At 39.8% G+C, this 26,989-nt stretch carries 35 protein-coding genes; 23 read left to right on the plus strand and 12 right to left on the minus strand.

Annotated elements, in window-relative coordinates:
* Positions 1-157 precede the first annotated feature (157 nt).
* The 3 genes from MKX52_RS08460 (at position 158) to MKX52_RS08470 (ending at position 2,696) form a co-directional block, all read left to right on the plus strand.
* A complete protein-coding gene (locus MKX52_RS08460; protein WP_342491794.1) occupies positions 158-1,066 on the plus strand; it encodes a trypsin-like serine protease in 909 nt (302 codons plus the stop codon).
* Positions 1,067-1,328: 262 nt separating this feature from the next.
* Positions 1,329-1,709 (plus strand): NucA/NucB deoxyribonuclease domain-containing protein, encoded by a 381-nt coding sequence (locus tag MKX52_RS08465; protein ID WP_224925450.1) that lies wholly within the window; start codon positions 1,329-1,331, stop codon positions 1,707-1,709.
* Positions 1,710-1,847: 138 nt separating this feature from the next.
* A complete protein-coding gene (locus tag MKX52_RS08470) occupies positions 1,848-2,696 on the plus strand; it encodes an STAS domain-containing protein (RefSeq protein ID WP_012010093.1) in 849 nt (282 codons plus the stop codon).
* A 32-nt stretch (positions 2,697-2,728) separates the two neighbouring features.
* Here MKX52_RS08470 and MKX52_RS08475 read toward each other — a convergent pair whose 3' ends face one another.
* Positions 2,729-3,271, minus strand: coding sequence for an IseA DL-endopeptidase inhibitor family protein (locus MKX52_RS08475; protein ID WP_144468527.1), 543 nt, complete (start codon positions 3,269-3,271; stop codon positions 2,729-2,731).
* A gap of 294 nt (positions 3,272-3,565) precedes the next feature.
* Here MKX52_RS08475 and MKX52_RS08480 point away from each other — a divergent pair, with 294 nt between their 5' ends.
* On the plus strand, positions 3,566-4,000 hold the full coding sequence (locus tag MKX52_RS08480) for a hypothetical protein (RefSeq protein ID WP_144503242.1): 435 nt from the start codon (positions 3,566-3,568) through the stop codon (positions 3,998-4,000).
* A 45-nt stretch (positions 4,001-4,045) separates the two neighbouring features.
* On the opposite strand, the gene lexA is transcribed toward MKX52_RS08480, so the two are convergent.
* Positions 4,046-4,666, minus strand: a complete 621-nt coding sequence (gene lexA, locus MKX52_RS08485) for a transcriptional repressor LexA (protein ID WP_144503240.1) — start codon at positions 4,664-4,666, stop codon at positions 4,046-4,048.
* A gap of 159 nt (positions 4,667-4,825) precedes the next feature.
* Here lexA and yneA point away from each other — a divergent pair, with 159 nt between their 5' ends.
* The 6 genes from yneA (at position 4,826) to MKX52_RS08515 (ending at position 9,240) form a co-directional block, all read left to right on the plus strand.
* Positions 4,826-5,137 (plus strand): cell division suppressor protein YneA, encoded by a 312-nt coding sequence (gene yneA / locus MKX52_RS08490; RefSeq protein ID WP_003211955.1) that lies wholly within the window; start codon positions 4,826-4,828, stop codon positions 5,135-5,137.
* Between the two features lie 17 nt (positions 5,138-5,154).
* Positions 5,155-5,802 carry a recombinase family protein gene (locus MKX52_RS08495; RefSeq protein ID WP_012010098.1) on the plus strand — a complete coding sequence of 216 codons (648 nt, stop codon included), beginning with the start codon at positions 5,155-5,157 and terminating at the stop codon, positions 5,800-5,802.
* A 69-nt stretch (positions 5,803-5,871) separates the two neighbouring features.
* Positions 5,872-6,102 (plus strand): DUF896 domain-containing protein, encoded by a 231-nt coding sequence (locus tag MKX52_RS08500; RefSeq protein ID WP_003211509.1) that lies wholly within the window; start codon positions 5,872-5,874, stop codon positions 6,100-6,102.
* A gap of 187 nt (positions 6,103-6,289) precedes the next feature.
* Entirely contained in the window at positions 6,290-8,293 is a 2,004-nt protein-coding gene (gene tkt / locus MKX52_RS08505) for a transketolase (protein ID WP_342491795.1), read from the plus strand.
* 197 nt (positions 8,294-8,490) lie between these two features.
* Positions 8,491-8,937: a sporulation inhibitor of replication protein SirA gene (gene sirA / locus MKX52_RS08510; protein ID WP_012010100.1), complete on the plus strand. Its 447-nt coding sequence runs from the start codon at positions 8,491-8,493 to the stop codon at positions 8,935-8,937.
* An 84-nt stretch (positions 8,938-9,021) separates the two neighbouring features.
* On the plus strand, positions 9,022-9,240 hold the full coding sequence (locus MKX52_RS08515) for a YneF family protein (protein WP_003212379.1): 219 nt from the start codon (positions 9,022-9,024) through the stop codon (positions 9,238-9,240).
* Positions 9,241-9,504: 264 nt separating this feature from the next.
* Here MKX52_RS08515 and MKX52_RS08520 read toward each other — a convergent pair whose 3' ends face one another.
* Positions 9,505-9,672, minus strand: coding sequence for an aspartyl-phosphate phosphatase Spo0E family protein (locus tag MKX52_RS08520; RefSeq protein ID WP_008343814.1), 168 nt, complete (start codon positions 9,670-9,672; stop codon positions 9,505-9,507).
* Positions 9,673-9,886: 214 nt separating this feature from the next.
* Here MKX52_RS08520 and MKX52_RS08525 point away from each other — a divergent pair, with 214 nt between their 5' ends.
* Both MKX52_RS08525 and MKX52_RS08530 read left to right on the plus strand, forming a co-directional pair.
* Positions 9,887-10,594 (plus strand): cytochrome c biogenesis protein CcdA, encoded by a 708-nt coding sequence (locus MKX52_RS08525; RefSeq protein WP_217015034.1) that lies wholly within the window; start codon positions 9,887-9,889, stop codon positions 10,592-10,594.
* Between the two features lie 94 nt (positions 10,595-10,688).
* Positions 10,689-11,171 (plus strand): CcdC protein domain-containing protein, encoded by a 483-nt coding sequence (locus tag MKX52_RS08530; protein ID WP_012010103.1) that lies wholly within the window; start codon positions 10,689-10,691, stop codon positions 11,169-11,171.
* A gap of 19 nt (positions 11,172-11,190) precedes the next feature.
* Here the strand turns inward: MKX52_RS08530 and MKX52_RS08535 are convergent, their stop codons facing one another.
* From MKX52_RS08535 to sspO, 4 genes are all read right to left on the minus strand, one after another.
* A complete protein-coding gene (locus MKX52_RS08535; protein ID WP_044141405.1) occupies positions 11,191-11,619 on the minus strand; it encodes a DUF2621 domain-containing protein in 429 nt (142 codons plus the stop codon).
* Positions 11,620-11,879: 260 nt separating this feature from the next.
* Complete coding sequence (locus MKX52_RS08540; protein ID WP_041815561.1) at positions 11,880-12,281, minus strand: Hsp20/alpha crystallin family protein; 402 nt, start codon at positions 12,279-12,281, stop codon at positions 11,880-11,882.
* 102 nt (positions 12,282-12,383) lie between these two features.
* Positions 12,384-12,530 (minus strand): small acid-soluble spore protein P, encoded by a 147-nt coding sequence (locus MKX52_RS08545; RefSeq protein ID WP_012010105.1) that lies wholly within the window; start codon positions 12,528-12,530, stop codon positions 12,384-12,386.
* A 16-nt stretch (positions 12,531-12,546) separates the two neighbouring features.
* Complete coding sequence (gene sspO, locus MKX52_RS08550) at positions 12,547-12,693, minus strand: small acid-soluble spore protein O (RefSeq protein WP_058015660.1); 147 nt, start codon at positions 12,691-12,693, stop codon at positions 12,547-12,549.
* 220 nt (positions 12,694-12,913) lie between these two features.
* Between sspO and acnA the strand changes: the two genes are divergently transcribed.
* The 7 genes from acnA to MKX52_RS08585 all read left to right on the plus strand — a co-directional run bounded on the left by acnA (position 12,914) and on the right by MKX52_RS08585 (position 17,708).
* Entirely contained in the window at positions 12,914-15,643 is a 2,730-nt protein-coding gene (gene acnA, locus MKX52_RS08555; protein ID WP_012010107.1) for an aconitate hydratase AcnA, read from the plus strand.
* A gap of 72 nt (positions 15,644-15,715) precedes the next feature.
* Positions 15,716-16,219, plus strand: a complete 504-nt coding sequence (locus tag MKX52_RS08560) for a TlpA disulfide reductase family protein (protein ID WP_144503235.1) — start codon at positions 15,716-15,718, stop codon at positions 16,217-16,219.
* A gap of 71 nt (positions 16,220-16,290) precedes the next feature.
* Entirely contained in the window at positions 16,291-16,416 is a 126-nt protein-coding gene (locus MKX52_RS08565; RefSeq protein WP_003211002.1) for an FbpB family small basic protein, read from the plus strand.
* A gap of 51 nt (positions 16,417-16,467) precedes the next feature.
* Entirely contained in the window at positions 16,468-16,611 is a 144-nt protein-coding gene (locus MKX52_RS08570; RefSeq protein ID WP_008357830.1) for an acid-soluble spore protein N, read from the plus strand.
* A gap of 13 nt (positions 16,612-16,624) precedes the next feature.
* A complete protein-coding gene (tlp, locus tag MKX52_RS08575; RefSeq protein WP_012010110.1) occupies positions 16,625-16,867 on the plus strand; it encodes a small acid-soluble spore protein Tlp in 243 nt (80 codons plus the stop codon).
* Positions 16,868-16,970: 103 nt separating this feature from the next.
* Entirely contained in the window at positions 16,971-17,393 is a 423-nt protein-coding gene (locus tag MKX52_RS08580) for a thioesterase family protein (protein ID WP_088002823.1), read from the plus strand.
* A gap of 3 nt (positions 17,394-17,396) precedes the next feature.
* Positions 17,397-17,708: a hypothetical protein gene (locus MKX52_RS08585; protein WP_342491796.1), complete on the plus strand. Its 312-nt coding sequence runs from the start codon at positions 17,397-17,399 to the stop codon at positions 17,706-17,708.
* Between the two features lie 39 nt (positions 17,709-17,747).
* On the opposite strand, the gene MKX52_RS08590 is transcribed toward MKX52_RS08585, so the two are convergent.
* Together MKX52_RS08590 and plsY are read right to left on the minus strand one after the other, a co-directional pair.
* Positions 17,748-18,035: a HesB/YadR/YfhF family protein gene (locus MKX52_RS08590; RefSeq protein ID WP_012010113.1), complete on the minus strand. Its 288-nt coding sequence runs from the start codon at positions 18,033-18,035 to the stop codon at positions 17,748-17,750.
* 101 nt (positions 18,036-18,136) lie between these two features.
* Entirely contained in the window at positions 18,137-18,718 is a 582-nt protein-coding gene (plsY, locus tag MKX52_RS08595; protein ID WP_058015656.1) for a glycerol-3-phosphate 1-O-acyltransferase PlsY, read from the minus strand.
* A gap of 154 nt (positions 18,719-18,872) precedes the next feature.
* On the opposite strand from plsY, the gene MKX52_RS08600 reads away from it, so the two are divergent.
* The 3 genes from MKX52_RS08600 to parC all read left to right on the plus strand — a co-directional run bounded on the left by MKX52_RS08600 (position 18,873) and on the right by parC (position 24,108).
* On the plus strand, positions 18,873-19,286 hold the full coding sequence (locus MKX52_RS08600) for a CoA-binding protein (RefSeq protein ID WP_144471117.1): 414 nt from the start codon (positions 18,873-18,875) through the stop codon (positions 19,284-19,286).
* Positions 19,287-19,699: 413 nt separating this feature from the next.
* On the plus strand, positions 19,700-21,667 hold the full coding sequence (parE, locus tag MKX52_RS08605) for a DNA topoisomerase IV subunit B (protein WP_012010116.1): 1,968 nt from the start codon (positions 19,700-19,702) through the stop codon (positions 21,665-21,667).
* Between the two features lie 2 nt (positions 21,668-21,669).
* Complete coding sequence (gene parC, locus MKX52_RS08610; protein WP_342491797.1) at positions 21,670-24,108, plus strand: DNA topoisomerase IV subunit A; 2,439 nt, start codon at positions 21,670-21,672, stop codon at positions 24,106-24,108.
* Positions 24,109-24,159: 51 nt separating this feature from the next.
* On the opposite strand, the gene MKX52_RS08615 is transcribed toward parC, so the two are convergent.
* The 3 genes from MKX52_RS08615 to MKX52_RS08625 form a co-directional block, all read right to left on the minus strand.
* A complete protein-coding gene (locus MKX52_RS08615; RefSeq protein ID WP_342491798.1) occupies positions 24,160-24,285 on the minus strand; it encodes a hypothetical protein in 126 nt (41 codons plus the stop codon).
* Positions 24,286-24,328: 43 nt separating this feature from the next.
* Positions 24,329-24,664, minus strand: coding sequence for a hypothetical protein (locus tag MKX52_RS08620; protein ID WP_003210975.1), 336 nt, complete (start codon positions 24,662-24,664; stop codon positions 24,329-24,331).
* A gap of 194 nt (positions 24,665-24,858) precedes the next feature.
* Complete coding sequence (locus MKX52_RS08625) at positions 24,859-26,037, minus strand: MFS transporter (RefSeq protein ID WP_342491799.1); 1,179 nt, start codon at positions 26,035-26,037, stop codon at positions 24,859-24,861.
* Positions 26,038-26,239: 202 nt separating this feature from the next.
* Between MKX52_RS08625 and MKX52_RS08630 the strand changes: the two genes are divergently transcribed.
* On the plus strand, positions 26,240-26,752 hold the full coding sequence (locus tag MKX52_RS08630) for a sugar O-acetyltransferase (RefSeq protein ID WP_342491800.1): 513 nt from the start codon (positions 26,240-26,242) through the stop codon (positions 26,750-26,752).
* Positions 26,753-26,989: the final 237 nt, after the last annotated feature.

Here is a 26,989-nt window from a genome sequence, read left to right on the forward strand (position 1 = left end):
TCATCAAGAAAGGTGAGATCGATAGAATGAAAGTTGGAAAGATTCAAAACACCTAATTTAATAATGAAATATTTTGAAAAAATAAGAATATTCTCTCATTTACTCCAATATGAAACAATCGTATGATTTTTGATATAGGACATAAAGGAGGAATATGATGAAAAAGGTGAAAATGTTACTCCCTTCTCTACTCATTTTTGGTGCTTTAAGTGTGCCTGGTTTTGCCCATGCAGCATCGGATTCAGTACTAACGTCTGATTATGACATGGTGACTTCTGATGGAAAGGTGATCTCTTCAAGTGATTTCCACAATGATTCGAAATCCCCCTCATCCTTTGACAAAGTGGATGATCTATCTTCTACTGTTGGCGAAAAAGTAAAACCACTATCAAAATATTTAAAAGACTTTCAAACGAAAGTCGTCATTGGAGATGATGGTAGAACAAAAGTAGCAAACACAAGAGTGGCACCATACAATTCAATTGCTTATATTACATTTGGCGGCTCAAGCTGCACGGGGACACTTATTGCCCCTAACAAAATTTTGACAAACGGACACTGTGTGTACAATACAGCATCAAGAAGTTATAGTGCAAAAGGATCGGTGTATCCAGGCATGAACGATAGCACAGCAGTGAATGGCTCAGCAAAAATGACGGAATTCTATGTGCCAAGCGGATATATCAATACAGGTGCGAGCCAATATGATTTTGCTGTAATCAAAACAGATACGAACATTGGCAATACAGTCGGTTACCGTTCCATCCGTCAGGTGACAAACTTAACTGGGACAACGATTAAAATTTCTGGATATCCAGGTGATAAAATGAGATCGACTGGCAAGATCTCGCAATGGGAGATGTCAGGTCCTGTGACAAGAGAAGATACGAATCTCGCATACTATACGATTGATACATTTAGCGGAAATTCAGGCTCAGCGATGCTAGATCAAAATCAGCAAATCGTTGGGGTTCATAACGCAGGTTATTCAAACGGAACGATTAATGGCGGTCCAAAAGCGACAGCAGCCTTTGTTGAATTTATCAACTATGCAAAAGCACAATAATAGCTAGGGGCTAAAGCTTGTTTCCTTCATAGGGGACAAGCTTTTTTATGTGGAAATAAGTGTCTATCTTTATGTGCTTGAAAGATCCATTGACCTCTCAGCCTCTTCATTTTTTTCACATGTCATTCGTGAACGACTCATACATTAAAATGACACATTCCCTTTAAGTCAAGATTCTGCTCTAGAAAAATGAGGAGGTCTCATACTTTTGAAGATGAGAAGAGGCTGGATGGCTGCTGTTGCTTTGTGCTTTGTGATATGGATGGGCACGCTGTTAGGTGGTTTTGGGGAGGAACATGCAGCAAAAGGCGCGGAACGATATGATCATGTCATTCAATTTCCAAAGGAACGGTATCCTGAAACAGGCAGTCATATTCAAGAAGCCATTCGAAAAGGGCATTCAGATGTGTGTACGATAGACCGAAATGGAGCAGATGCCCGCAGGCAAGAATCTTTAAAAGGCATTCCGACTAAACCAGGATTCGACCGAGATGAGTGGCCAATGGCCGTTTGTCTTGAAGGAGGAAAAGGGGCGAGTGTTCAATATGTCAGCCCGTCTGACAATAGGGGAGCAGGCTCCTGGGTCGGACACCAGATGAGTGGGTATCCTGATGGGAAAAGAATATTATTTATTGTGAAATAAAACTAAAAGAGAGGCGCCTATGAGTAGGTGTCTTTTTTGTTCGCTAGAGCGTATTGGAGTTCGCAGGGACAAAAGATTCAGTGTACAATTGACCTATAAGATACAATTCAATGACAGAATGTGAAGGGATATATGCTTATGGATAAGAACCGTGCATTATACGACTATTTCATGCAACATGCAGAGAAACTGACTGAAACTTGGTATGATTCAATTGAGGATGATGATCCAGAATCAATCTATCGTTCAACAGATTCCAGCATCATATCAGAGCTGAAACGGCAAAATCAAGATTATTACCAGCATTTTATACGTGCGCTTATTGAAGACAAGACGTATTTACATACTGAGTTTAAGAAGTGGTCTGAAGACTTAGCCAGTGATCCGAAGCATTTAAACACACCATTAGATTATGTTGTGAGAGAATACATGTCTAATCAAAGAGTGGTCCTTCATTACTTAAAAGAATTTATTAAGCAGCGTCAAGATGATATTGATATTGACCGCATCTTTTATTGGTATGATTTAATTTCAGAGGCATTTAATATTTCAATTCATGTGTTCATTCAGCAATACGTGAAAAATACAACGAAGAAGCTCGTGGCACAAAGAGACATGATTTACGAGCTAAGTTCACCTGTCATTGTTTTAAAAAGCCATATTGCGTTATTGCCGTTAGTAGGTGATATTGATACAGCGAGAGCAAAGATTATTTTAGAAAATACGCTGAAACAGTGCTCACAAAAAGGTGTGCAGCATTTATGTATTGATTTATCGGGCGTTGTCATTATTGATACAATGGTGGCTCAGCAAATTTTTGATCTTGTCACATCACTTCGGTTAATTGGAGTAGAGACAACCATTTCAGGAATCAGACCAGAAATTGCCCAAACCGCTGTACAGCTCGGGCTTCCTTTTAATGAATTTCGCACGGCAGCATCACTTGCTCACGCATTAGAACGCATGACTGAATTTTCTCCAATATAAAAACCAGGCCGATTAATGGCCTGGTTTTTTATTTAGATAACAGCGTCAATTTTTGTGACTTTCCAATCTTTTTGTCCTTTTTCGAACGTAACTGTTCTTTTTACTTTGCGACCGTCAAGTGTTGGGACAGTGAATTCATATGTGCGGACTGTTTGTTTTTTAGAGACAAGTTTAGGTGTTGCTTTATCCCAATTAAGCATATTGTCTCCGTCGCCAACTGGAACAGCCATTTTACCTTTATGAACAATGAACTGGTAGTCTTTTAAACCTTGATTGATGGCTTCTTTTGTGAAAACTTGAGATAGGTAGCTGTTTAGTTTTTTCTTTGTATCAAATGTTTTAGAAAGATAGTTGTAAGTCATGTCTTTATAGCTAAATGATTTTAATTTGTAATCAGAATGTTCCTTAATTTTGTAGCCTGACATCGCACTCCAAAAGTGTTCTCGTGCATCAAGGGCAATATGTAACGCTTCTTTATTTGTCAAAGTGGCTGGTTTTTTAGAAGCGGCCAATGTTGTAGATTGTAATGAGATCATAAGCATAATAGCAGTTAATAAAACGAATAATTTTTTCAAGGCAATTGCCTCCTTTTCTCAATGAAAACTTCTTATGTTACAAATGTTACAATAATTACAGTGATATTACAAGTATTAAATTAAAATGTTTTTTATTTCTTTTCTTTCTATATATATAACGTTTAAAGGTGGCAAAAAGTTTTCATTTTTTTATTTTTTCTTTATATCTAGTATTTAACCGTTCTAAAGAAGAACAAAACGTTTTTTGGAAAAGTTTCTTTTTGGACGTTCAACACGCTTTTTCATTTATGTCATATACTATCGTGATGAATGTCTAAGAAAGTGGTGTTGAATATGTATTATCCGTATGAAGGTATGTGGAATGGGTACTCATATGATAGGCAGATGCAAGGTTTTCCGTCGTTTCCTTCACAAGTTGGAGGATTTCCAGGATTCCCATTCGGAGGAGGAGGCACTGGGCACGGATCTAGTGGCTCAGCCCCGCCAGCTCCACCACAGCATATTATTTCGCAATATCAGCAAGCATTATCACAGCCTCAAAGCATGCAGTCACTAATTTCAGGGCAAACAGGTGGAGGGCAGCAATCGGTTCAATTCGCTGCGGGATGTAATAGAAGATGGACGATTGTCTTTATGAGAAACGGTCAAGTATTTTTAATGTATGTCCTGTCCTCACAGCCATTCGGGAGAACAACGGGCTTTATTTGGCCGAACTTTACATTTGGTTCCTTCCCAAGCTCGAGTATTCTTGCCTATTCTTGTTCATAAAAAAAAGCCGGTTCTCATCATTAGCTGATGAAATACCGGCTTTTTTTAGTGAATATTTCTAAATACGCCAATCACTTTACCTAGTATACTTACATTCTGTAAAATAATCGGTTCCATAGATGGATTTTCTGGCTGTAATCTAAAGTGAGTATTTTCTTTATAGAAACGCTTGACTGTCGCTTCATCTTCCTCTGTCATGGCGACGACAATATCTCCATTGTTAGCAGTGCTCTGCTGACGAACAATGACATAGTCCTTGTCCAAAATACCTGCGTCAATCATACTTTCTCCCATAATTTCAAGCATAAATACTTGTTCATCTGGTGCTGCAAAAGTTTCTGGAAGAGGGAAGTATTCTTCTACATTCTCAACAGCTGTAATAGGCAAGCCTGCTGTTACTTTTCCGATGACTGGTACGTTCATTACAGCACTCTTTGGAATATTCAATTCCTCTTCATCTAGTACTTCGATCGCTCTAGGTTTTGTCGGGTCTCTTCTTATTAAGCCCTTCGTTTCTAGTCTAGCTAAATGTCCATGAACCGTTGAACTGGATGCTAGACCGACAGCTTCTCCAATTTCACGAACGGATGGGGGATAGCCCTTACTTTTTACTTCTTCTTTGATGAATGTCAGGATATCGAGTTGTCTTTTTGATAGCTTCGTCATCTTTTGCACCTCAAAACGTCAATTTTAAAGAAATTATAGCATGTTTTTCCTAACAGTACAAACATAGGTTCGAAAAAAACGTTTGACAGAAACGTTTGTTCGTATTTATAATAAGTGACAGAAAGAACGAACACACATTCTATTAGGAGAGATGACATTATGAGGTTAAAAGAATCTATTATTTTTATTGGGGTATTCTCATTCATCGTTGGCATATTTCTCTCACTTATTGCAGTCACAAGCCATAATGATCCAAATCAATATGTTAAAATAGAAGTTCAATCAGGTGATACTCTTTGGGGGTTAGCTGATCAAGTAAACGACAGCAAATCTATTGATAAAAATGCGTTTATTGACTGGGTCACTCAGCACAATGATCTTGCTTCAACAGAAATCCAGCCTGGTGACATCCTTGTCATACCAGTCAAAAAAGAGCATCCAGTCGTATATCAACTTGCAACAGTACAGTAGAAAGGTCGATTGAAGACATGAATGCAATCATCTATGCGAGAGTAAGCACTGTCAAAGAAGAGCAGGAAACCTCGCTGAAGAGACAAGAAGAAGAATTGCTGGCTTTAGCTGCTATGCACAAGATGAATGTGGTTAAAGTTATTAAAGAAAAAGCAAGCGGGTATGATCTAGATCGCGATGGTGTGTTTGATATGCTAGCTACACTAAGAGAAAAGTCAATTGATGCTGTTCTTATCCAGGATGAAACACGTCTCGGAAGAGGACAAGCAAAAATTGCGCTTCTTCATTGTCTTTTTAAAGAGAATGTGAAGGTGTACAGTACGTTTCATAGAGGCGAGCTTGAGCTTTCAGAAGCTGATGAAATGGTGATTGAGATCGTCGGAGTCGTTGAAGAATATCAACGAAAAATTCATAACCTGAAAATCAAGCGGGGAATGAGAAGAGCCGTAGAAGGCGGGTATCAGCCCGAACTGAATTTAAAACAGCAGGATCATGCGCCTGGCCGTGAGCGTATTGAAGTGCCGATTTCAGAAATTGTTCGATTAAGAAAGAACAACATGACCTTTGCCGAAATCGCAGCAACTCTTCAGGCACTAGGTTTTGACATTTCAAAAGCAACGGTCCATAGAAGGTATCAAGAATATGAAAAAGGTTTGATCACCTAAAGCTTGATTTGTTGTCAAAGTGATCGATATTTAGTAGTATGTAGAGAAAATGTTTTAAAGGAGTTAGTCATGATTTCTAAAAATCAGCTTGCAAGAATCAATGAGCTTTCAAAAAAGTCAAAAGAGACCGGATTGTCAGACGCTGAAAAAACAGAACAAAAGCAATTAAGAGAAGAGTATTTAAAAGCTTTTCGTTCTTCTATGAAAAATACACTTAAAACCGTGAAAATCGTTGACCCTGAAGGAAACGATGTCACACCAGAAAAATTAAAAAGAGAAAGAGATCAAAACCTTCATTAAGCTTATGATTTCTTGAATTTTGAAAAGATGGGAAAAACATTCTCATCTTTTTTCATTTTTGCATAACTTTTTAGGTGATCGATAAACTAAATGTGACAAAATCACTCTTTTTCAGCGTGAAATAGTTGTGAAAAAAGGACAGTAGATTTATGATAATGGTGTACACAAGATACGGAAGGGGATTTATATGGAAACGATTGAATTGAAATCTATTGCAACAATACGTACTCTCTCCATAGACGCAATTGAAAAAGCGAATTCCGGTCACCCTGGAATGCCGATGGGTGCTGCACCAATGGCATACGCTTTATGGACGAATCACTTAAACGTAAGTCCGCAAAACCCAAATTGGTTTAACAGAGACCGTTTTGTATTATCTGCGGGACATGGTTCTATGCTTCTATATAGCATGCTTCATTTAAGCGGATACAACCTGAGCATCGATGATCTAAAACAATTCCGCCAATGGGGTAGCAAAACCCCTGGACATCCTGAGTTTGGACATACAGAGGGCGTAGATGCCACAACAGGTCCTTTAGGACAAGGGATTGCCATGGCAGTTGGTATGGCACTTGCAGAAAGACATCTTGCGGAAACGTATAACAAAGACAACTTTAATGTTGTAGATCACTATACATACAGCATTTGCGGAGATGGAGACTTAATGGAGGGGATTTCCTCTGAAGCTGCTTCCCTTGCTGGTCATTTAGGCTTAGGACGTTTAATTGTTCTTTATGATTCAAATGATATTTCTTTAGATGGCGACCTAGATCGTTCATTCTCTGAAAATGTGAAGAATCGTTTTGAAGCGATGAACTGGGAAGTTCTTTACGTAAAAGACGGCAACAACATTGAAGAAGTGACAGCTGCTATTGAAAAGGCAAAACAAAGCACAGACAGACCTACACTGATCGAAGTGAAAACAACCATCGGTTTCGGATCGCCAAACCGTGCAGGAACGTCTGGTGTGCATGGTGCACCACTTGGCAGCGACGAAGCAAAGCTGACGAAGGAAGCATACTCTTGGACGTTTGAAGAAGATTTCCATGTACCTTCTGAAGTGTACGATCATTTCAAAGAAGCTGTAAAAGACGCTGGTCAGAAAAAAGAAGCAGCTTGGAATGAACAATTTGCGCAATATGAAAAAGAATACCCTGAGCTAGCAGCTCAATTGAAGCTTGCGATTGAAGGAAAGCTTCCTGAGAATTGGGATCAAGAGATTCCTGTTTATGAAGCAGGCTCAAGTCTTGCCTCTCGCGCTTCTTCAGGCGAAGTCTTAAATGGCATTGCGAAGCAAGTACCTTTCTTCATTGGTGGTTCTGCTGACCTTGCAGGTTCAAACAAAACAACGATTAAAAACACAGACGATTTTGGTAAAGGTCATTATGCCGGCAAGAACATTTGGTTCGGTGTCAGAGAATTTGCAATGGGTGCCGCATTAAACGGTATGGCGCTTCACGGCGGCCTTCGTGTATTCGGCGGAACGTTCTTTGTTTTCTCAGATTACTTAAGACCAGCGATTCGTCTTGCTGCCTTAATGGGACTTCCAGTTACTTATGTCTTTACTCATGACAGTATCGCTGTTGGTGAAGATGGCCCGACGCATGAGCCGGTTGAACAGCTTGCTTCATTACGTGCGATGCCAAACCTTTCTGTCATTCGCCCTGCGGATGGGAACGAGACAGCTGCAGCATGGAAACTTGCTGTATCTTCAACGGATAAACCGACAGCACTAGTTCTGACTCGTCAAAACCTTCCAACGATTGATCAAGCACCTGAGAAGGCATATGAAGGAGTAGAAAAGGGTGGATACGTTGTCGTTGAAGCTGCTGATGCACAGCCTGAAGCACTTCTACTCGCTTCTGGATCTGAAGTCGGTTTAGCGATTGAAGCGCAAAAAGCGCTTGAAAAAGAAGGAATTCGCGCATCTGTTGTCAGTCTTCCTGCATGGGATCGATTCGATCAGCAGTCTGACGAATACAAAGAGTCAGTCCTTCCTACAGCAGTGCGGGCTCGTGTTGCGATTGAAATGGGAGCTTCACTTGGCTGGGAGCGTTACACTGGTCTCGATGGTGACGTAATTGCCATTGATAAATTTGGTGCGTCTGCACCTGGTGAAACCATTATTGAGAAATACGGCTTTACGGTCAGCAATGTCGTCAGCCGTGTGAAAGCGAAGCTGAACAAATAATCAGTCTCCAAGCATCATGCTTTTTTTCAACTGTTTGCAGAGCATTTTCATCCGCTCTGCAAACTTTTTTCTTTTTTCTTGTTTTTTTGACAAAACTAGTTTCTTCTTGCTTCATATATAGACAATTCTTTCTTTCACATTTTTGTATAATACAAGCAATATACGAGATTGACGAAATGTGAAAGGAAGGGATAGACATGGAACGCCATTATTATATTTATTGGATTGAGGATGAATTTGCGCATCATTATTTTGGTAGAGAATCAATTTTGTTTCATTTGTTTGAGTCGTTACACTGGACGAATCGCACGGAAGATGAATTGGTGATGCTTGTGAAACAAGTGGATTACGTGACGAAACGAATCCCTGCTTTTCATATGCACCAGCGATTAATGAACAACTTAACGAATATTCACTATACACAAATTGGCTCGATATACAGCGCTTCCTTACCTGATGGAAAAGGAACGGCTGCATTTATCATAAAAGATCGCTATATCCAAATGTCTGCCACCGGCAGTTATGAAGCAGAAGCAGTGTTTTTTGAAGTGCTGAGAAAAATTAGTCCTTGCTTCCTTGCGATGGACTTCGGTTCAAAGAAGCACGGGTGGCTCAATCCGGTAAAAGTGAGGAATTTTGTTTAAAAAAATAAAATTGAACGCGAAATGTTGTATAATAGCCTTTTGTTTAGTACACTTTATACGAGACAACATGAAGGAGGAAGAATTATGGATTTATGGGTTGTCATCCTTGTAGGCGTTGTTGCACTGCTTGCAGGAGTTGCACTCGGATTCTTTATTGCTCGTAAGTATATGATGAGCTACTTGAAAAAGAATCCACCAATTAATGAACAAATGCTTCGAATGATGATGATGCAAATGGGCATGAAACCGTCCCAGAAGAAAATCAATCAAATGATGAAAGCCATGAACAACCAAGCGAAATAATACGTACGATATTATGATCATAGATGGAACATGGTTATAAAGAATGGACAAGCGTTGTCCTTTCTTTATTGAATTCACCTTCATCATACGCTTTAAAACCACTGTACTTGCCTAAATGAAGCAGGGAAGGTGGTTTTTATTTTGGCTTCAACTTCCTTCTAAAAAAACAAAAACCCCTGTGATCAGAGGTTTTTGTTTCGTTTATGTTCACACATATCAACTGATCTAAAAATCGTGCGGCATGACAAATTCCATGAGATATGATTAGTTGGCTGAGTTTGAGTGTAAGTGTCGTTGATATTGTAAGAGGAGATGATCTAGCTGCTGGCTATGTTCGATGGTCACTGTTGATGTCATCCCATTGTGCAAGACAACTTTCATCAGCTCTTCTCTTTTTTCTTCGATTTGAGTTAATAATGATGTTTTTACCAAAGTCATGTTCCTTTCATGCAAATCTTGATAAAAAGAATCGATTCTATTATATCCATTTTAAGGTTTATTTTCAAATTTAAAGGATTCGTTATCTTGATGTCAAATTAAATTATATAAGGTTTTAAGAGAATAGACCATCTTTATTGAGAGGATGTAAAAAAAATGAAATGATTTTGTCATCTCTTATTGTATATTGTAAGAAGGGGGTGTTCTTTTGACAGATTTGAATTTCTTTTTAGCCTTTGGAGCAGGGTTCCTTTCTTTTATCTCACCATGCTGTCTGCCGCTTTATCCAGCCTTTTTATCGTATATTACGGGCGTTAGTATGGATGAAGTGAAATCTGAGAAGGTGATGCTGAGAAGAAGAAGTCTACTTCATACTTTATTCTTTTTAGTTGGGTTCTCTATTATCTTTATTGCGATTGGCTTTGGGACATCGTTTGTTGGGAAGTTTTTTGATGATTACCATCAAGCCATTCGTCAGGTTGGAGCCATTCTTATTATTTTCTTTGGCTTTATGACGCTCGGGGTATTTCAGCCTTCATTCCTCATGGGAGAAAAGAGAATGCAGTTCAAAAACCGACCTGCGGGTTTTTTTGGGTCGATTCTCATCGGAATGGGCTTTGCCGCTGGATGGACACCTTGTACAGGACCAATTTTATCTGCCGTTATCGCGCTTGCTAGTAACAATCCAGAGTCGGCTGTGCCTTATATGATTGCATATGTCCTTGGCTTTGCCGTCCCGTTTTTTATTCTATCTTTCTTCATCACGAAAATGGCATGGATCAGAAAGCGTCAGCAGCTTATCATGAAAATTGGTGGGATCATTATGATTATGGTAGGGTTATTGCTGTTCTTTGATCTTCTCACATGGATTATCATCATGTTCTCTTCCTTATTTGGCGGATTTACTGGCTTTTGAAATCGTTTTCTACAGTCGCGGCGAATGGTTTTTTTTCGTCAATTGGAGTATATTATACATAGGCTGACCTTAAAGAATAAAGGAATGATTTGATATGATGGTCTTAATCTCTTCTATAATTGCGGTATGTATGGCGGTAGCTGTCATGTTTATTCGCATTAAGTCATCTGCAAAACCGGCAACTGCGAAAAAAATTATATTACCTCCTATTTTCATGAGCACTGGAGCTTTGATGTTTTTTGTTCCAATGTTTCAGGTAACTGGGGCTGAATTTCTCGAGGCAATCACAGTGGGGATGTTTTTCTCCATCTTTTTAATCAAAACATCGAAATTTGAAATTAGAGGGAATGAGATTTACTTAAAGCGGTCAAAAGCATTTGTGTTTATTCTCATTGGACTTCTTGTTCTTCGTATCGGAATGAAGACGATCCTGAGTTCTTCTATTGATTATGGCTCTCTAAGCGGAATGTTTTGGATACTTGCCTTTGGCATGATTGTGCCTTGGCGCGTTGCCATGTATTTGTCGTTTAGAAAGATGTCTAAGCAGTTAGATCCACAACAGGTTCAAATGAATTAAACCTCCTTTTATAAGGAGGTTATTTTAATAATGCTTCATATGGCGTATGATCGATGTTTTTTTCTTGAAGGCGCTTCAATAAAAACTTATGATCACGCTTTGGTGTAGCGATAATATAGCCGCGAATGATTAAGTCTAAATTAATGCTGGCAGCTTGTTCTTTTAATGCCAACTCGCCAATTTTTCCTGCAATTTTTTCTTTGGCGACATCTCTAAACAGCTCTGGAACAGGTAAGACAAGTTCATTTAAAAGCTGTTTGTCTTCTTCCCGCCATAGGTGGAGGCTCTTTTGAATATATTCATCCTGCCAATCAAGCTCTGATTTCCCATCTTCCTTCGGCAATCGTTTTAAAAATTTGCGAAACATAAAAAAGCCACCGATTGCGAGTAATCCGATCATCACCGTACCCCAAAATAAAATGAACCACAAAAACCAGCCGCTTAACATGTTCTCACTCCTTATACCCCTAGTATCTCTATCTTATTTTACATGAAGAGATGATAGAAGAAAATAACAAAAATGTATGTCTCTTATCTCTATGAACGCCTTTTTTCAGTCATAAGTGCCCATTTACTAGAAAGACCCAAACCATCTAGTAGAAAAAGAATACCTTATCATATAGCGATTCTACTATTTGGCCATGGTGGTTCGCAAAAGGTATTGACTTGACACGAACGGAAGAGAGCCCACCAAATGAAGGTGGGCTCTTAATGTTTGAAATGCGGGATTTGAAAAGAAAATGCACCGCTTGAATGGTCAGAACTTTTTTTAATTCTTATCGAAATGATTCGGTTTTCGTATTCTGTTTCAATCTCTTTGTCGTTCAAGCAAAAAGGGAGCATGACACTTTTTTCAATTGGCTGTTCGCCTTGATCATTTGGCTTTTGTACAGTGTAAGTGAGAGTGAGCTCATGTCCAGCGAAGGTCAGCTTTACATCAGTGATCGACAGAGTAGAGACATCAATCTCAACAATATAATCACGGCTTGTTTCATAAAGGTCAATTGGGAGGTGTTCATCATACCAGGCAAATGGATCGTCCATTAAAACATTGAGCCAATCGTCTATTTCAAGAAAATCAGAGGAATTCGATTGCTTTTCATTCTCCATAAACACTCCTCCATCACATCTCATAATAAATAATATGTTGAGAACTGAAATGTGTGAAAGACCTAAAACATCCCGCTTTGCAACGGGATGAGAGGAGAATGCTTACATATCGTGATGAGAATTGTGCTTTTGTCTTGTATGGTTACGGTTCTTCACTTTTTTACTGCCTGATAAGGGCTCAGGCTGTCCGCTTTGATGTTCCTTAGGCGAGTTTTGACGGATGTCTTTTCCTGTGTTTTTATTCGTCATGATACTGGCTCCTTTCTTATTGATTTTTTTTACGTTTTTTATTGTTTTGTCTTTGTTCTTCTGTTAAAACGAGCTGATCATCTTCAATATAGCCTGCACCATTTCCTTGGCTTTTGGCTGCGTTCATGCCGTTAATCACATGATTGGCTTTACGTTTTGTCATGTTCTATCACCTCAATTGTAGTATGAACCTGCTCTGCCTCGATTATGAAGAGTAATCATTTCCTAATGATAAGATAAACTTATTGAATTTAATAAAAGCATTGTTATTTACTTATGTATGAATTTGTTTTAAGATGAAATTGTGAGAAAATTGTGGTGAAATACGACGATTTTTCTGAGAATTGAAATTGATCTTGATCATCAAAAGGGGGATTTTGGATATGTCGAAACAGCAGCAAGTTGCTAAACAAGACGCTTTTCAATCTAGAAAAACGTTTTCGACAAATGGGAAAACGTATCACTATTATTCGTTAGAAGCACTAGAGAAACAAGGAATTGGAAATGTTTCTAAGCTGCCTTATTCCATTAAGGTACTTTTAGAATCAGTGCTTCGCCAAGTAGACGGTAGAGTGATCAAAAAGGAACACGTTGAAAACTTGGCAAAATGGGGAACTGCCGAGGTCAAAGAAATCGATGTTCCATTCAAACCTTCTCGTGTTATTTTACAAGACTTCACGGGTGTACCAGCCGTCGTTGACCTTGCTTCTTTAAGAAAAGCAATGGCAGATGTAGGTGGGGATCCGGATAAAATCAACCCTGAAATTCCAGTTGACCTTGTCATTGACCACTCAGTACAAGTTGATAAAGCTGGAACTGAAGATGCATTAAACATTAACATGGATTTAGAATTCGAACGTAACGCAGAGCGTTATAACTTCCTTAGCTGGGCAAAGAAAGCGTTTAATAATTATCAAGCTGTTCCGCCTGCAACAGGGATTGTTCACCAAGTAAACTTAGAGTACCTTGCAAGTGTTGTTCATGCGATTGAAGAAGATGGCGAGATCATCACTTATCCAGATACATTGGTTGGTACTGACTCTCATACAACCATGATCAACGGGATCGGCGTACTTGGATGGGGCGTTGGTGGGATTGAAGCGGAAGCTGGTATGCTAGGTCAGCCTTCATACTTCCCAGTACCAGAAGTCATTGGTGCTAAATTAGTTGGAGAGCTTCCAAACGGAACGACTGCAACTGACCTTGCACTAAAAGTGACACAAGTTCTTCGTGAAAAAGGCGTAGTGAACAAATTTGTTGAATTCTTCGGACCAGGCGTTGCACAGCTGCCGTTAGCGGATCGTGCAACGATTGCGAACATGGCGCCTGAATACGGGGCTACTTGCGGATTCTTCCCAGTAGATGAGGAAGCTCTTGCTTACCTTCGCCTGACTGGACGCGATGAAGAGCAAATTAATATCGTTGAAGAATATTCTCGCGCAAATGGCTTATTCTATACGCCAGATGCAGAAGAGCCAATTTTTACGGATGTTGTGGAAATTGATCTTTCTCAAATTGAATCAAACTTATCTGGTCCAAAGCGTCCACAAGATTTGATTCCACTTTCTAAAATGAAAGAGACTTTCCATGAGCACATTGAAAGCCCAGCTGGTAACCAAGGGTTTGGCTTAGAAAAATCAGAGCTAGATAAACAAATTGAATTTGATCTAGCAAATGGTGAAAAAGCTGTGATGAAGACAGGTGCGATTGCGATTGCAGCGATTACGAGCTGTACGAATACATCGAACCCATACGTCTTAATCGGAGCAGGTCTTGTTGCGAAAAAAGCAAGTGAGCTTGGTATGAAGGTGCCAAACTACGTGAAAACGTCACTAGCACCAGGTTCTAAGGTTGTGACAGGGTACCTCGTGAACTCAGGACTTCTTCCATACTTAAGAGACCTCGGGTTTAATATCGTTGGGTATGGCTGTACAACATGTATCGGAAACTCAGGACCGCTTGCACAAGAAATTGAGGATGCTGTCTCTGAAAATGATCTGCTGATCACTTCTGTTTTATCAGGTAACCGTAACTTTGAAGGACGTATCCATCCGCTTGTGAAAGGAAACTACCTTGCATCTCCACCATTAGTTGTGGCGTATGCACTTGCTGGTACGGTCAATATCGATTTAACAAAAGATCCTATCGGTGTGGACAAAAATGGTGAGAACGTTTATTTCAATGACATTTGGCCATCAATGGACGAAATCAACAGTGTCGTGAAAAGCACAGTTACACCTGAACTCTTCCGTTCAGAGTATGAAACTGTTTTTGACAACAATGAGCGCTGGAATGAAATTAAAACGACGGATGATGCATTGTACAAATGGGATGAAAATTCCACATACATTGATAACCCGCCATTCTTTGAAAACCTATCAGTTGAACCTGGTAAGGTTGAACCGCTTAAAGGCTTGCGCGTCGTTGCCAAGTTCGGTGACTCTGTGACGACTGACCATATTTCTCCAGCTGGAGCAATTGGTAAAGACACACCTGCGGGTAAATACTTGCAAGAAAGAGGCGTATCGCCTAGAGACTTTAACTCATACGGATCTCGCCGTGGTAACCACCATGTCATGATGAGAGGTACTTTTGCAAACATCCGTATTAAGAACCAAATCGCACCAGGCACAGAAGGCGGATATACAACTTATTGGCCAACTGGTGAAGTAACATCCATTTATGATGCATGCATGCGTTATAAAGAAGATGGTACGGGTCTTGCGATCTTAGCCGGTAAAGACTACGGAATGGGTTCTTCACGTGACTGGGCTGCAAAAGGAACAAACCTTCTTGGAATTAAATTTGTTCTAGCTGAAAGCTTTGAGCGTATCCACAGAAGTAACCTTGTCTTCATGGGTGTACTTCCTTTACAGTTTAAAGACGGAGAAAGTGCAGAAACTTATGGTCTAACAGGAACAGAAACATTTGAAGTTCATGTTGATGAAACTGTTCGTCCACGTGATCTTGTCACTGTCAAAGCAATTGATACAGATGGCAATGAGAAAACATTTGAAGTGGTTGTTCGTTTTGATAGTGAAGTCGAAATTGACTACTATCGTCATGGCGGTATCCTTCAAATGGTACTTCGTGAAAAATTGGCAAGCAACTAATACTCATACAGCAAAGAAGAGAAGGCGCCTAGACAGCTTTCTCTTCTTTTTTAAAATAGTGGAGGATCCATCATGTGGAAAAAAGGAATAGCAAGCGCTGTTTTACTTTTGTTGATTGGTTTACTTGTGTGGAATTTACTTGAACCAAAAGAACCCGCAATCGGTCTTGAAAAAGGGGATCAAGCTCCTGATTTTGAACTGAAAACCCTAGATGGTCAAACGGCCTCGTTATCTGATTATCAAGGGAAAAAGGTGCTCGTCAATTTTTGGGCGACATGGTGTAAGCCATGCAGGACAGAAATGCCGGATCTAGACGCAATTAGAAGCGAATATGATCAGGTCGAAGTACTTGCAGTGAACTTGACGACCACTGAAAAAAGTGTAGATCATGTTGCAGCATTTGCAGATGAATTAAAGCTGAGTTTTCCTATTTTATTGGATCAAAAAGGCATTCAAGCACGATATCAAGTGCTTTCTTACCCCACGACATACATATTAGATGAAAAAGGACGTATCATGTCTGTGAAGCATCAAATGCTGACAAAAAAAGAAATTGAGCAAGAGCTGGATCTATAATGATTCAGCTTTTTTGCTTATTTTCTAAATGTTTTGGCGAAAATGAAATACAACTACTGGAGGTGAGTACAATGAGAAGAAGAAAACGACGTACATTTGAAGAGCTTGTACTTGAAAATAAAAAAGAATTATTAAGCAATGAGGAATTTTTAAACCAGCTTGAAGAAAAGTTGGAAGAGCGTTTTAGACAGAAATAAGTTATGAATTCTCCTTTTTCGTTCATCCTAAAGAGGAGGGAGGGATGAATGATGGGTAGAGAGCATGATAAACAAGCGCAGTTTACACCAGACCATTTAGGGACAAAACCTGTCGCATACAAACGCAATAAAGGTAAAAAGATGCATAATAAATCAAATGAACAGCCTGATGTGATCCAGACGAAGGGCGAATAAGGAGGGTATTAAGATGAATGAAAAGTCATATCAATCCAATCCAGATGATCGTTCTGATAATGTTGAAAAGCTGCAAGATATGATCGAAAACACCCTTGACAATATCGATGAATCTGAAGCAGCGATGGCCCTTTCGACAGATCAAGAAAAACAGATGATCAAGCAAAAAAATGAAAATCGAAAAATGAGCATTGATGCTATGCGTTCGGAGATTAAGGACGAAGAAGCAGCAAGAAAAAATGGCTATACTGAATAAACCAGGGATTCCTGGTTTATTTTATTGCCTCCTTTTAGAAGAACCATTTCGATTGTGGTAAAATGGCAGAGACCTTAGGTTTTGATAGGAGAGCGATGAAAACGTGTATGTATCTAAAAAAGAAATAGAAGTCCGTTATGCGGAAACAGACCAAATGGGCATTGTGTATCATGCCAATTATTTGATCTGGATGGAAGTCGGCAGAACAGCCCTGATTAAAGAATTAGGATTTTCCTATGCACAGCTAGAAGCAGAAGGCGCTCTTGCACCCGTTATAGATTTGCAGGTGAAATATAAAAAACCACTCCTGTACGGTGAAACAGCAACAGTTCATACTTGGATTGAAGAATACAATGGACTCAAAACAGTATATGGCTACGAAATTCAAAAGCCTGATGGACAAACAGCGATTACTGGGACAACCTCGCATATTTGTGTAGACAAAGACACCTTTAGACCGATTCAATTTAGAAAAGCATTTCCTGCCTGGCACAAAGTATATGAACAGTCGAAGAAGCAGGTTTAATTCATGGCGTTTGGTATTAAAAGAAGCGATTTAAATGCGTGGAAATCAGCTGTTCAGCATGGAGAAATGGCATTTTTAACCCATTATTGGCTTGATGACCGTTTCCCGCATGCCAATACCGTTACTAAAGCAGCCTGTCAGGATATGAAGCACTTAATTGAGTGGGGAGAAAAACATGGACTCAAAAAAGAATGGATTCACGACCGCGCAGGGTTTCCTCACTTTGACTTAATCGGTGAAACGCAAAAAAGAATCCTGCAAAAGGAGCGGTCTTTAGGAAACATTCAGGAATATGGGCTATATATTGAAGGATAAAACAAAAAAGATACCCGAGGGATGAGGTATCTTTTTTGTTTATTCATAATGAAATTCTGGTTCTTTTACAGACTCGTTATAATCAATATGCAGATCATGGTTGTCAAAATACCACATATCACTTTCTTCCACAAAGAAAGTAATACCTTCTATTTCAGCGGTTGCGCCGGCATTTTGAGGTTCATCTTTTGCGACGCCGAGAGAAAAGCCTTTTTGTACATTACTGCACCCGCCATATCTCACAAAAAAGCGAACTTGATCACCTTTTTCTAAATCTAATTCATCCTTGTACCAATTGAGTGCATCTTCTTTAATCGTTAATTTCAATGTGATCGCCCCTTTTTTGAAGTCATGCTGTTTTTTTAAAATGCAGGATGCAAAAAACAGCTTTTCTTTCCTTTTACCACAGAATGAAACTTATGAAACGGCTAGAGCCATTTGATTTTCGGTTCAGTTTTGTTGAGGATTCGTTTGAGGTTGGCGATGTGTCTGTAGATCACAAAACCAGCAAGAACGGCAACAACAATGATTAAAAATACGTCTTTGGTGAATATGCTGTAAATGAATGTATAGATGCCGGTCAGCATAGATGATAATGAAACATATTTACTAATGTATAAAAATAAGAAAAAAGCAGCGATCATCGTGATAAATAAGAATGGGGCATAAAATAATAACACGCCGCCAGATGTAGCGACTGCTTTTCCCCCTTTAAATTTTGCAAAGATAGGAAAGCTGTGACCGATAACAGCAGCAACCCCCGCTAATAAGGGATGAATGTCCAGTTGCATGAAAAACGGTAAAGCAGAAGCGAGAGTCCCTTTTAAAATATCAGCAGAAATAACAATAGACCCTGCTTTTACGCCAAGCGTACGAAATGCATTCGTCGCACCTAGGTTGCCGCTGCCATGTTCACGGATATCAATACCCTTTGCAGCTTTCCCGACAATGAGACCGGATGGAATACTGCCGAGAAGATAAGCCAAAATAAACATCAAAGCAATTAACATCTGCATAACTCCTTTATATTCTCCCTCTTGTCTTACATTTTAACATGATCTTATGAAAAACATGGGGATCTTTTTTTGAAAAAATCAAATGCAGATGGATTCAGCTTTGTTTTTAAGCAGAAGTTCGCTAAAATAGAAGAAAAGGGGTGTTTGGATGAATCATCCTTCGAAACAAGAAATTGGTCGTATTTTAAAGAGCAGTAAACGAATTGCTGTTGTTGGATTATCAGATCAGCCGCACCGAACGTCATATATGGTATCTAAAGCGATGCAGGATGCCGGTTATGAGATCATTCCGGTGAATCCAACGATCGATGAAGCACTTGGTGTGAAAGCAGTCGCTTCACTAAAAGAGATCAAAGAGCCTGTTGATATCGTGAATGTTTTCAGACGTTCAGAGTTTTTGCCCGAAATGGCAGAAGAATTTCTTGAAATCGACGCACCTGTTTTTTGGGCGCAACAAGGCATCTATCACGAAGAAGCGAAAAGGCTAATTGAGGAAAATGGCAAGGTTGCCATCATGGATTTATGTATCAAGGTGGCTCATGCAATGACAAAAACTCATTAAATCGTCAAAAATCCTTGGTTTTCAAGGATTTTTGCTTTTTTGTTGCAGAAATATATTTGCGATTCTAGAAGAAAGCGATAAAATAAGGCGACAGGGACATATCGGTGATCTTGCATATCAACAAAAAGAGCGATAAGATAAAGATGGAACATTTGTTCTGTTTTGTAAAAATCATCATATGATTGCATTTGGCTTATCAAACAGTCTTGTTTATAATGGACTTCTAGTTCTCATTGCAGAATGTAGAACATTCTCATAGCCGTGCAAAGGAGCATGTTTTGTTGAAACACATGCATGGTGATGATGCAGCTTATTAAAGTGGACAGTAATGAGCAGCATGATCATCATTAAAATCTAGAGAGATCATTTGATGATTTGCCGGTTATGTTTGTTAGTGAAAGGGGATTAAGCATTTGGTTAAAAAGCAGCAAGTAGATTATAACGATGATTCTATTCAGGTGCTAGAGGGACTTGAAGCGGTCCGTAAACGTCCGGGAATGTATATTGGGTCAACGGATTCACGCGGTCTTCATCACCTTGTCTATGAGATTGTAGACAACTCTGTCGATGAAGTACTCGCTGGCCATGGAGATCATATCGTTGTCAAAATACATAAAGATAACAGCATTTCCGTCCAGGATAAAGGACGTGGAATGCCTACTGGTATGCATAAGCTTGGAAAACCGACACCTGAGATCATTTTAACGGTCCTTCACGCAGGCGGAAAATTTGGTCAAGGCGGATATAAAACAAGTGGTGGGCTTCACGGAGTTGGGGCGTCTGTTGTAAACGCGCTGTCAGAGTGGCTTACTGTCACAATTGAACGTGATGGCTATATCTATCATCAGCGGTTTGAAAACGGCGGAAAACCTGTGACGTCACTTGAAAAAGTCGGAAAAACAAAAAAAACCGGAACACTGATTCATTTTAAACCAGATCGATCCATGTTCAGTGTCACAACCTATAATTTCGATACGTTATCAGAACGTTTAAGAGAATCTGCCTTTTTATTAAAAGGATTAAAAATAGAGCTGATTGATGAACGACATGATGTACAAGAAACCTTTTATTATGAAACAGGCATTGAAGCCTTCGTTGCTTATTTAAATGAAGAAAAAGATGTTCTGAGTGAAGTGGTCTCATTTGAAGGAGAGCATCAATCCATTGAAGTAGATTTTGCATTTCAATTCAATGATGGCTACTCGGAAAATATTCTTTCTTTCGTCAATAACGTGAGAACAAAAGATGGCGGTACACATGAGTCTGGTGCTAAAACGGCAATGACGAGAGCCTTTAATGAATATGCGCGCAAAGTCGCCCTTTTAAAAGAAAAAGATAAAAATTTAGAGGGCACTGATATTCGAGAAGGGCTGTCTGCTATTATTTCTGTCAGAATTCCTGAAGAACTGCTTCAATTTGAAGGTCAGACAAAAGGAAAGCTTGGGACAAGTGAGGCTCGCTCAGCTGTTGATGCTGTTATTTCTGAAAAGCTAGCTTATTTCCTTGAAGAAAACCGAGAAACAGCAACTCTTCTTGTGAGAAAAGCGATTAAAGCGCAGCAGGCGAGAGAAGCTGCTAGAAGAGCACGTGAAGAAGCAAGGAGCGGGAAGAAACGGAAGAAGTCCGAAGCAACCCTGAGCGGAAAATTAACACCTGCTCAATCTAGAAACCCGGCAAGAAACGAGTTGTACCTAGTAGAGGGAGACTCAGCAGGCGGGTCAGCAAAACAAGGACGTGACCGTAAATTCCAAGCGGTGCTGCCGCTTCGTGGAAAGGTCATTAACACAGAAAAAGCGAAACTTGCTGATATTTTCAAAAATGAAGAAATCAACACCATTATTCATGCGATCGGTGGAGGCGTCGGTGTCGATTTTAATGTAGAAGACATCAATTATGACAAAATCGTGATCATGACAGATGCTGATACAGATGGAGCGCATATTCAAGTGCTTTTGCTCACGTTCTTCTACCGCTATATGAAGCCGCTGATTGAGCATGGCAAGGTGTTTATTGCACTACCGCCTTTATATAAAGTCAGCAAAGGCTCAGGGAAAAAAGAAGTCATTGAGTACGCATGGTCTGATGAAGAAATGGATGACGTACTGAAGAAAGTTGGAAAAGGGTACACGATTCAGCGCTATAAAGGTTTAGGTGAAATGAACGCCGACCAGCTATGGGAAACGACAATGAATCCAGAATCGAGAACACTTGTCAGAGTCAAAATCGACGATGCTGCACGAGTGGAACGCCGCGTCACGACATTAATGGGTGACAAAGTAGAACCACGTCGTAAATGGATTGAAAAGAATGTCGCCTTTGGACTTGATGAGGAAAGTAACATTCTTGAAAATGAAAACTTGTCGCTAGCTGAGGAGGTTTAAACATGGCACAACAAGAACGATTTCATGATTTACCGTTAGAAGAAGTCATCGGAGACCGATTTGGTCGCTATAGTAAATATATTATCCAAGACCGTGCGCTGCCAGATGCGCGAGATGGATTAAAGCCTGTACAACGAAGAATCTTATATGCGATGTACGCAGAAGGAAACACGCAAGATAAAAACTTCCGTAAAGCCGCGAAAACAGTCGGTAACGTGATTGGTAACTATCATCCGCACGGTGACTCATCTGTTTATGAAGCAATGGTGAGAATGAGTCAGGATTGGAAAGTGCGGAATGTGCTCATTGAGATGCATGGAAATAACGGGAGTATCGATGGTGATCCGCCTGCTGCCATGCGTTATACAGAAGCAAGGCTATCTGCGATTGCTTCAGAGCTCTTAAAGGACTTAGACAAGGAAACGGTCGAGTTTGTCGCAAACTTTGATGATACAAGCAAGGAGCCTGTTGTTTTACCAGCGATGTTCCCAAACCTTCTCGTGAATGGATCAACAGGGATTTCCGCTGGTTATGCCACTGATATCCCGCCGCATCATCTAGGAGAAGTGATTGATGGTGTCATTAAACGAATCGAACAGCCGCACTGTACGGTTGAGGATTTAATGACAGTCATCAAAGGTCCAGATTTCCCAACAGGCGGTATTATTCAAGGGGTAGACGGCATTAAAAAGGCTTATGAAACAGGCAAAGGAAAGATCATGATTCGCGGAAAAGCGGAGATTGAAACCATCCGCGGCGGACGCCAGCAAATTGTGATCACAGAGATTCCATATGAAGTGAATAAAGCCAACCTTGTCAAAAAGATGGACGAGTTCCGAATTGAAAGAAAAGTGGAAGGAATTTCAGAGGTTCGAGACGAGACTGACAGGACTGGCCTTCGAATCGTAGTAGAGCTGAAAAAAGAAGCAGATGCAAATGGTGTTTTGAATTTCTTATATAAAAACTCTGATCTGCAAATTCCATATAACTTTAATATGGTAGCGATACATAATCGTAGACCAACCTTAATGACGCTGACAACTATACTTGATGCATATATTGCCCATCAAAAAGAAGTGGTGACGAACCGTTCAGCATATGAGCTTCGAAAAGCGAAGGAACGCCACCATATTGTAGATGGATTAATTAAGGCGCTATCCATTTTAGATGAAGTCATTGCCACAATCCGCTCCTCCAATGATAAACGAGATGCGAAAAACAACTTGATGGTGAAATATGACTTTACAGAAGCACAATCAGAAGCGATTGTTTCCCTCCAGTTATATCGTTTAACGAATACAGATATTACGCAATTGAGAGACGAAGCGAATGAGCTTGATGTGCGTATAGCAGAACTTGAAGACATTTTAGGTAACGAGAAAAAGCTGTTAAAGGTCATTACAAACAGTTTGAAAAAGCTCAAAAAGACATATGCTGATGACAGACGCTCTGTCATTGAGGAAAAAATTGAAGAAATTAAGATTAACCTAGAAGTGATGATTGCCTCAGAAGATGTTTACGTCACGGTGACGAAGGACGGATACATCAAACGGACAAGTCAGCGCTCCTATGCTGCTTCTAACGGTAAGGACTTTGGTATGAAGGATACAGACCGCCTGATTCATCAGTTTGAAATGAATACAACGGATGTCCTCCTACTATTCACGAATAAAGGGAGCTACATTTATTGTCCTGTGCATCAGCTGCCAGACATACGCTGGAAAGACATGGGACAGCATATTACGAATATCATTTCGATTGACCGTGATGAATCTATCCAAAAAGCCATTCCAATTAAAGAATTTGATGAAACATCTTATCTTCTGTTCTTTACAAAAGGCGGAATGGTGAAGAAAACAGAGCTTCTTCAATATAAAGCGCAGCGCTATTCAAAACCGCTTGTCGCCTTGAATCTAAAAGGGGACGATGAGCTCGTGGATGTCCATGTGACAACAGGACAGCAGGAATTGTTTATTGCGACGAAAAATGGTTATGGCTTGTGGTTTGATGAAGAAGAAGTAAGTGTTGTTGGTCCGAGAGCGGCTGGTGTCAAAGGCATCAACTTGAAGGATGGGGACGAAGTAGTCTCTGGCCAGATCATTGATCCAAAGAACGATGTCCTCGTGCTGACGACGCAAAGAGGGGCTGTGAAGCGAATGAACCTCTCTGAATTTGATAAAACATCTAGAGCCAAACGCGGAGTTCTGATGCTTAGAGAATTAAAGAAAAACCCGCATCGTATTGTGTCTGTCATCGCTGCATCACTGCACGATACACTTGAGATTGATACAGAGAAGGGTGCAACAATTCCACTTGATATCTCTACTCTAAGAGCGAATGACCGCTATAGCAATGGATCATTTATTGTAGATGAGGAAGAGCAGGGAGAAGTAACACATGTTCTTGTCGCACCTCAACCTGCACCAGATGACAATAAATAAACAAACGAAAACCCCCTGCGATCAGCAGGGGGTTTCTTTTATATACAGGCCTTAGCTCTCGTGATTGCCAAACATGCTTGTAATGGCGTGCACTACTTCAATTCCTTGGTAAATGAAAAGAGAAAGTGAAGTGACAGAGAATAGACCTAGAATGAATACTCTTAAGAAAAATAACATCGTGTAAAACCTCCCAATTTTTGTTTTGATTTAAATGGTTGGGTTAAACACGAGATAGTCGGAAATAAGAAGATTGATAGAACACTGCAAGTAAATGCTTCTTTTTCCGGTCATATTGATCAGTATGAGTGATGCGTGCAAATCCAGCTGTCATACTGCCAATCATCAGCAGTACTGTAAATGCGGCAAATACTGCGCTCACATGTTTTTGTTTCTTTTCATCGCCCATTGTTTGAGCGATTTTCATCTCATGTGATTCTTGATCGGCAACCACCTTTGCATGATGGTATACCTGAACGGAATGAGGCATTGAGAACAAATGAAAACTTGCGAGTGCTATGAATAAGACAGCTAATTTTAGCAGCATATTTTTTTTCATTTATCTCACCCCTTCCTGTTTATTTTCATGATCTTACCACGTTTTCTGTTATTTGAAAAGTCTTATTTTTTTACTTTCCCTCTTTAAAAAAGCGATAAACATCAGGACATTTATAGGACTGTTTCACTTCATGAAAGGTTTCAATTTTATTTTTTAAATTTAAAAAAAGTGCCATGATCGAGGATCAGACACTTTTAGTGAACTTGTGATGCATGCGGTTTTGCGACAGCTTTTGTAAAGATTCCCGCTATACATATGGCGAATAAAACAAAAATAAAGGCGTGAAGCAGTCCAACTTGATTTGCAAGCAGCCCTAATATAGGCGGACCAGAAAGAGAGGCGGTGTAACCTGATAAGGTCACAATGCTGACTCGTTTCACGGCATACCGGCTATCATCACCAGCAGCAGAAATGGTTAGTGGGAAGCCTAAAGAAGCGCCAAGTCCCCATAAAAAGATCGATATCATGCATACCACAAGAGAGATCTTTAAAATGACCAAGAATAGTCCAGCAGCAGCTGATACAATCGCAACTCTTAGCAATAACACCCTGCCAAAACGGTCGATCAAACGTCCGCTAATTAATCTACCGCTAATCATCCCGCATAAAAATAACGCATAGATGACTGTACTCATGGAATGTGAAACCTGGTATCCATCCACCATTGCAAGTGGAATCCAGTCATTAGCAGATCCTTCGACAAACGCAAGACATAAGGCGATCAAGGCAAGAGAGATCGTTCGTTTATTCAGCCACGGCGTTTGATGATTATCTATTGTATCTGGCTGCGGGTGGTTCTCATGCTGATCCATTCCAGTCCCGTGCGGAATAAACTTGGTACAAATGAAGATGCTGAGAAAGAAAAGAAGGGCAATGACAAGTAAGTGATTCAACACAGAGATCCCTAGATGGATAAAAAGAATGCCAGCTCCTGCTCCAATTAAAGTACCAATGCTAAATGAAGCATGCAATATAGGCAAAATGGTTTTCTTAATCCTATATTCAATTTCTGTCCCTTCTAGGTTCATCGCCACATTGCACATACCTGAACCTGCTCCAAAAAGAAATAGCCCGGCTGTGACGACAAAGATAGAAGAGAGGGTCGAACCAACAGCAAGAGTGATGAACCCCAGAAACATCAAAAAAGCACTAATGACAATCGCCACTCGTCCGCCTTTTTTTCGAACAAATACATTTGAAAGAACAAGTCCAACAATTGAACCAACGGATAAGCCGAGTAGGATGAGACCCATCGTTCCTGTATTGGCTTGTAACAAATCTCTCACTTCTGGTGTCCGTGAAAACCATGTGGAAATGGAGATACCAGACATCGTGAAAATGATGATGATGGCTTTATACCACTTTAATTCCATGTAAATCCCTCACATTTAAAGATGTATCTGTTCCTGAACAAATCTACTCGATTATAAATGAGACAGGGCGATTCGTAAATAACTTGGGGCAGGAACAGGGGCAATCTTAGGCAAAAAATTCATACCATCCCAATTCTTCTGATAAGAAGATAAAATAAACATATAGGTGATATGATAAATAGAAGGGGAGGAGAGGATCAATATGAAAAGTGAGAAAGAAAAAATGATTCAAGGAGAACATTATGTATCTAGTGACGAAACCTTGATCGCAGATCGAGAAAGAGCGAGACAATTGACATTTTCATATCAGCAAACCAATCAGCCTGAAAAAAGAACATCCATTTTAAAGGAATTATTAGGTGCTTGCGGCGATGATGTCGTTTTTGAAGGAAGACTGCAGTGTGATTACGGATACAATATCGAAGTTGGCGAGCATTTTTTTGCGAATTTTGATGCGGTGTTATTAGACGTATGCAAAATTGCCATTGGACATCTAGAACGTGCAAAAGGCATTGAATTTGGTAAACCAGTCACCATTGGAAACCACGTATGGATTGGCGGCGGCGCTATTATTAATCCTGGTGTCACCATTGGTGACAATGCTGTCATAGCATCTGGTGCCGTTGTGACAAAAAGTGTCCCAGCAAATGTCGTGGTTGGCGGAAATCCAGCGAAAATCATAAAGTATCTGGATGAATCAAAATCTGGCGAATAAACGTAGGATTTTGATTTTTCTTTTTTGTCTCAATAAGATAAGTATACTTAGAATTGAGACAAAAGAAATGCTTTTCATTGTTTAACTTCCTAGAATATATATTATGTAAACTAAAATATCTACATCTATGTAATTAAATTCCTCTTTATTCGACAATTTGTTCAGCCTCTCTTATTTCAGGATTATTAACTGTATAAGATAAAACTTTTATGAAATTAGGTACTTTAAAGTAACTTA

Source organism: Bacillus sp. FSL R5-0422, assembly GCF_038610765.1.
In the GTDB taxonomy this organism is placed as follows: Bacteria; Bacillota; Bacilli; order Bacillales; family Bacillaceae; genus Bacillus; species Bacillus pumilus_O.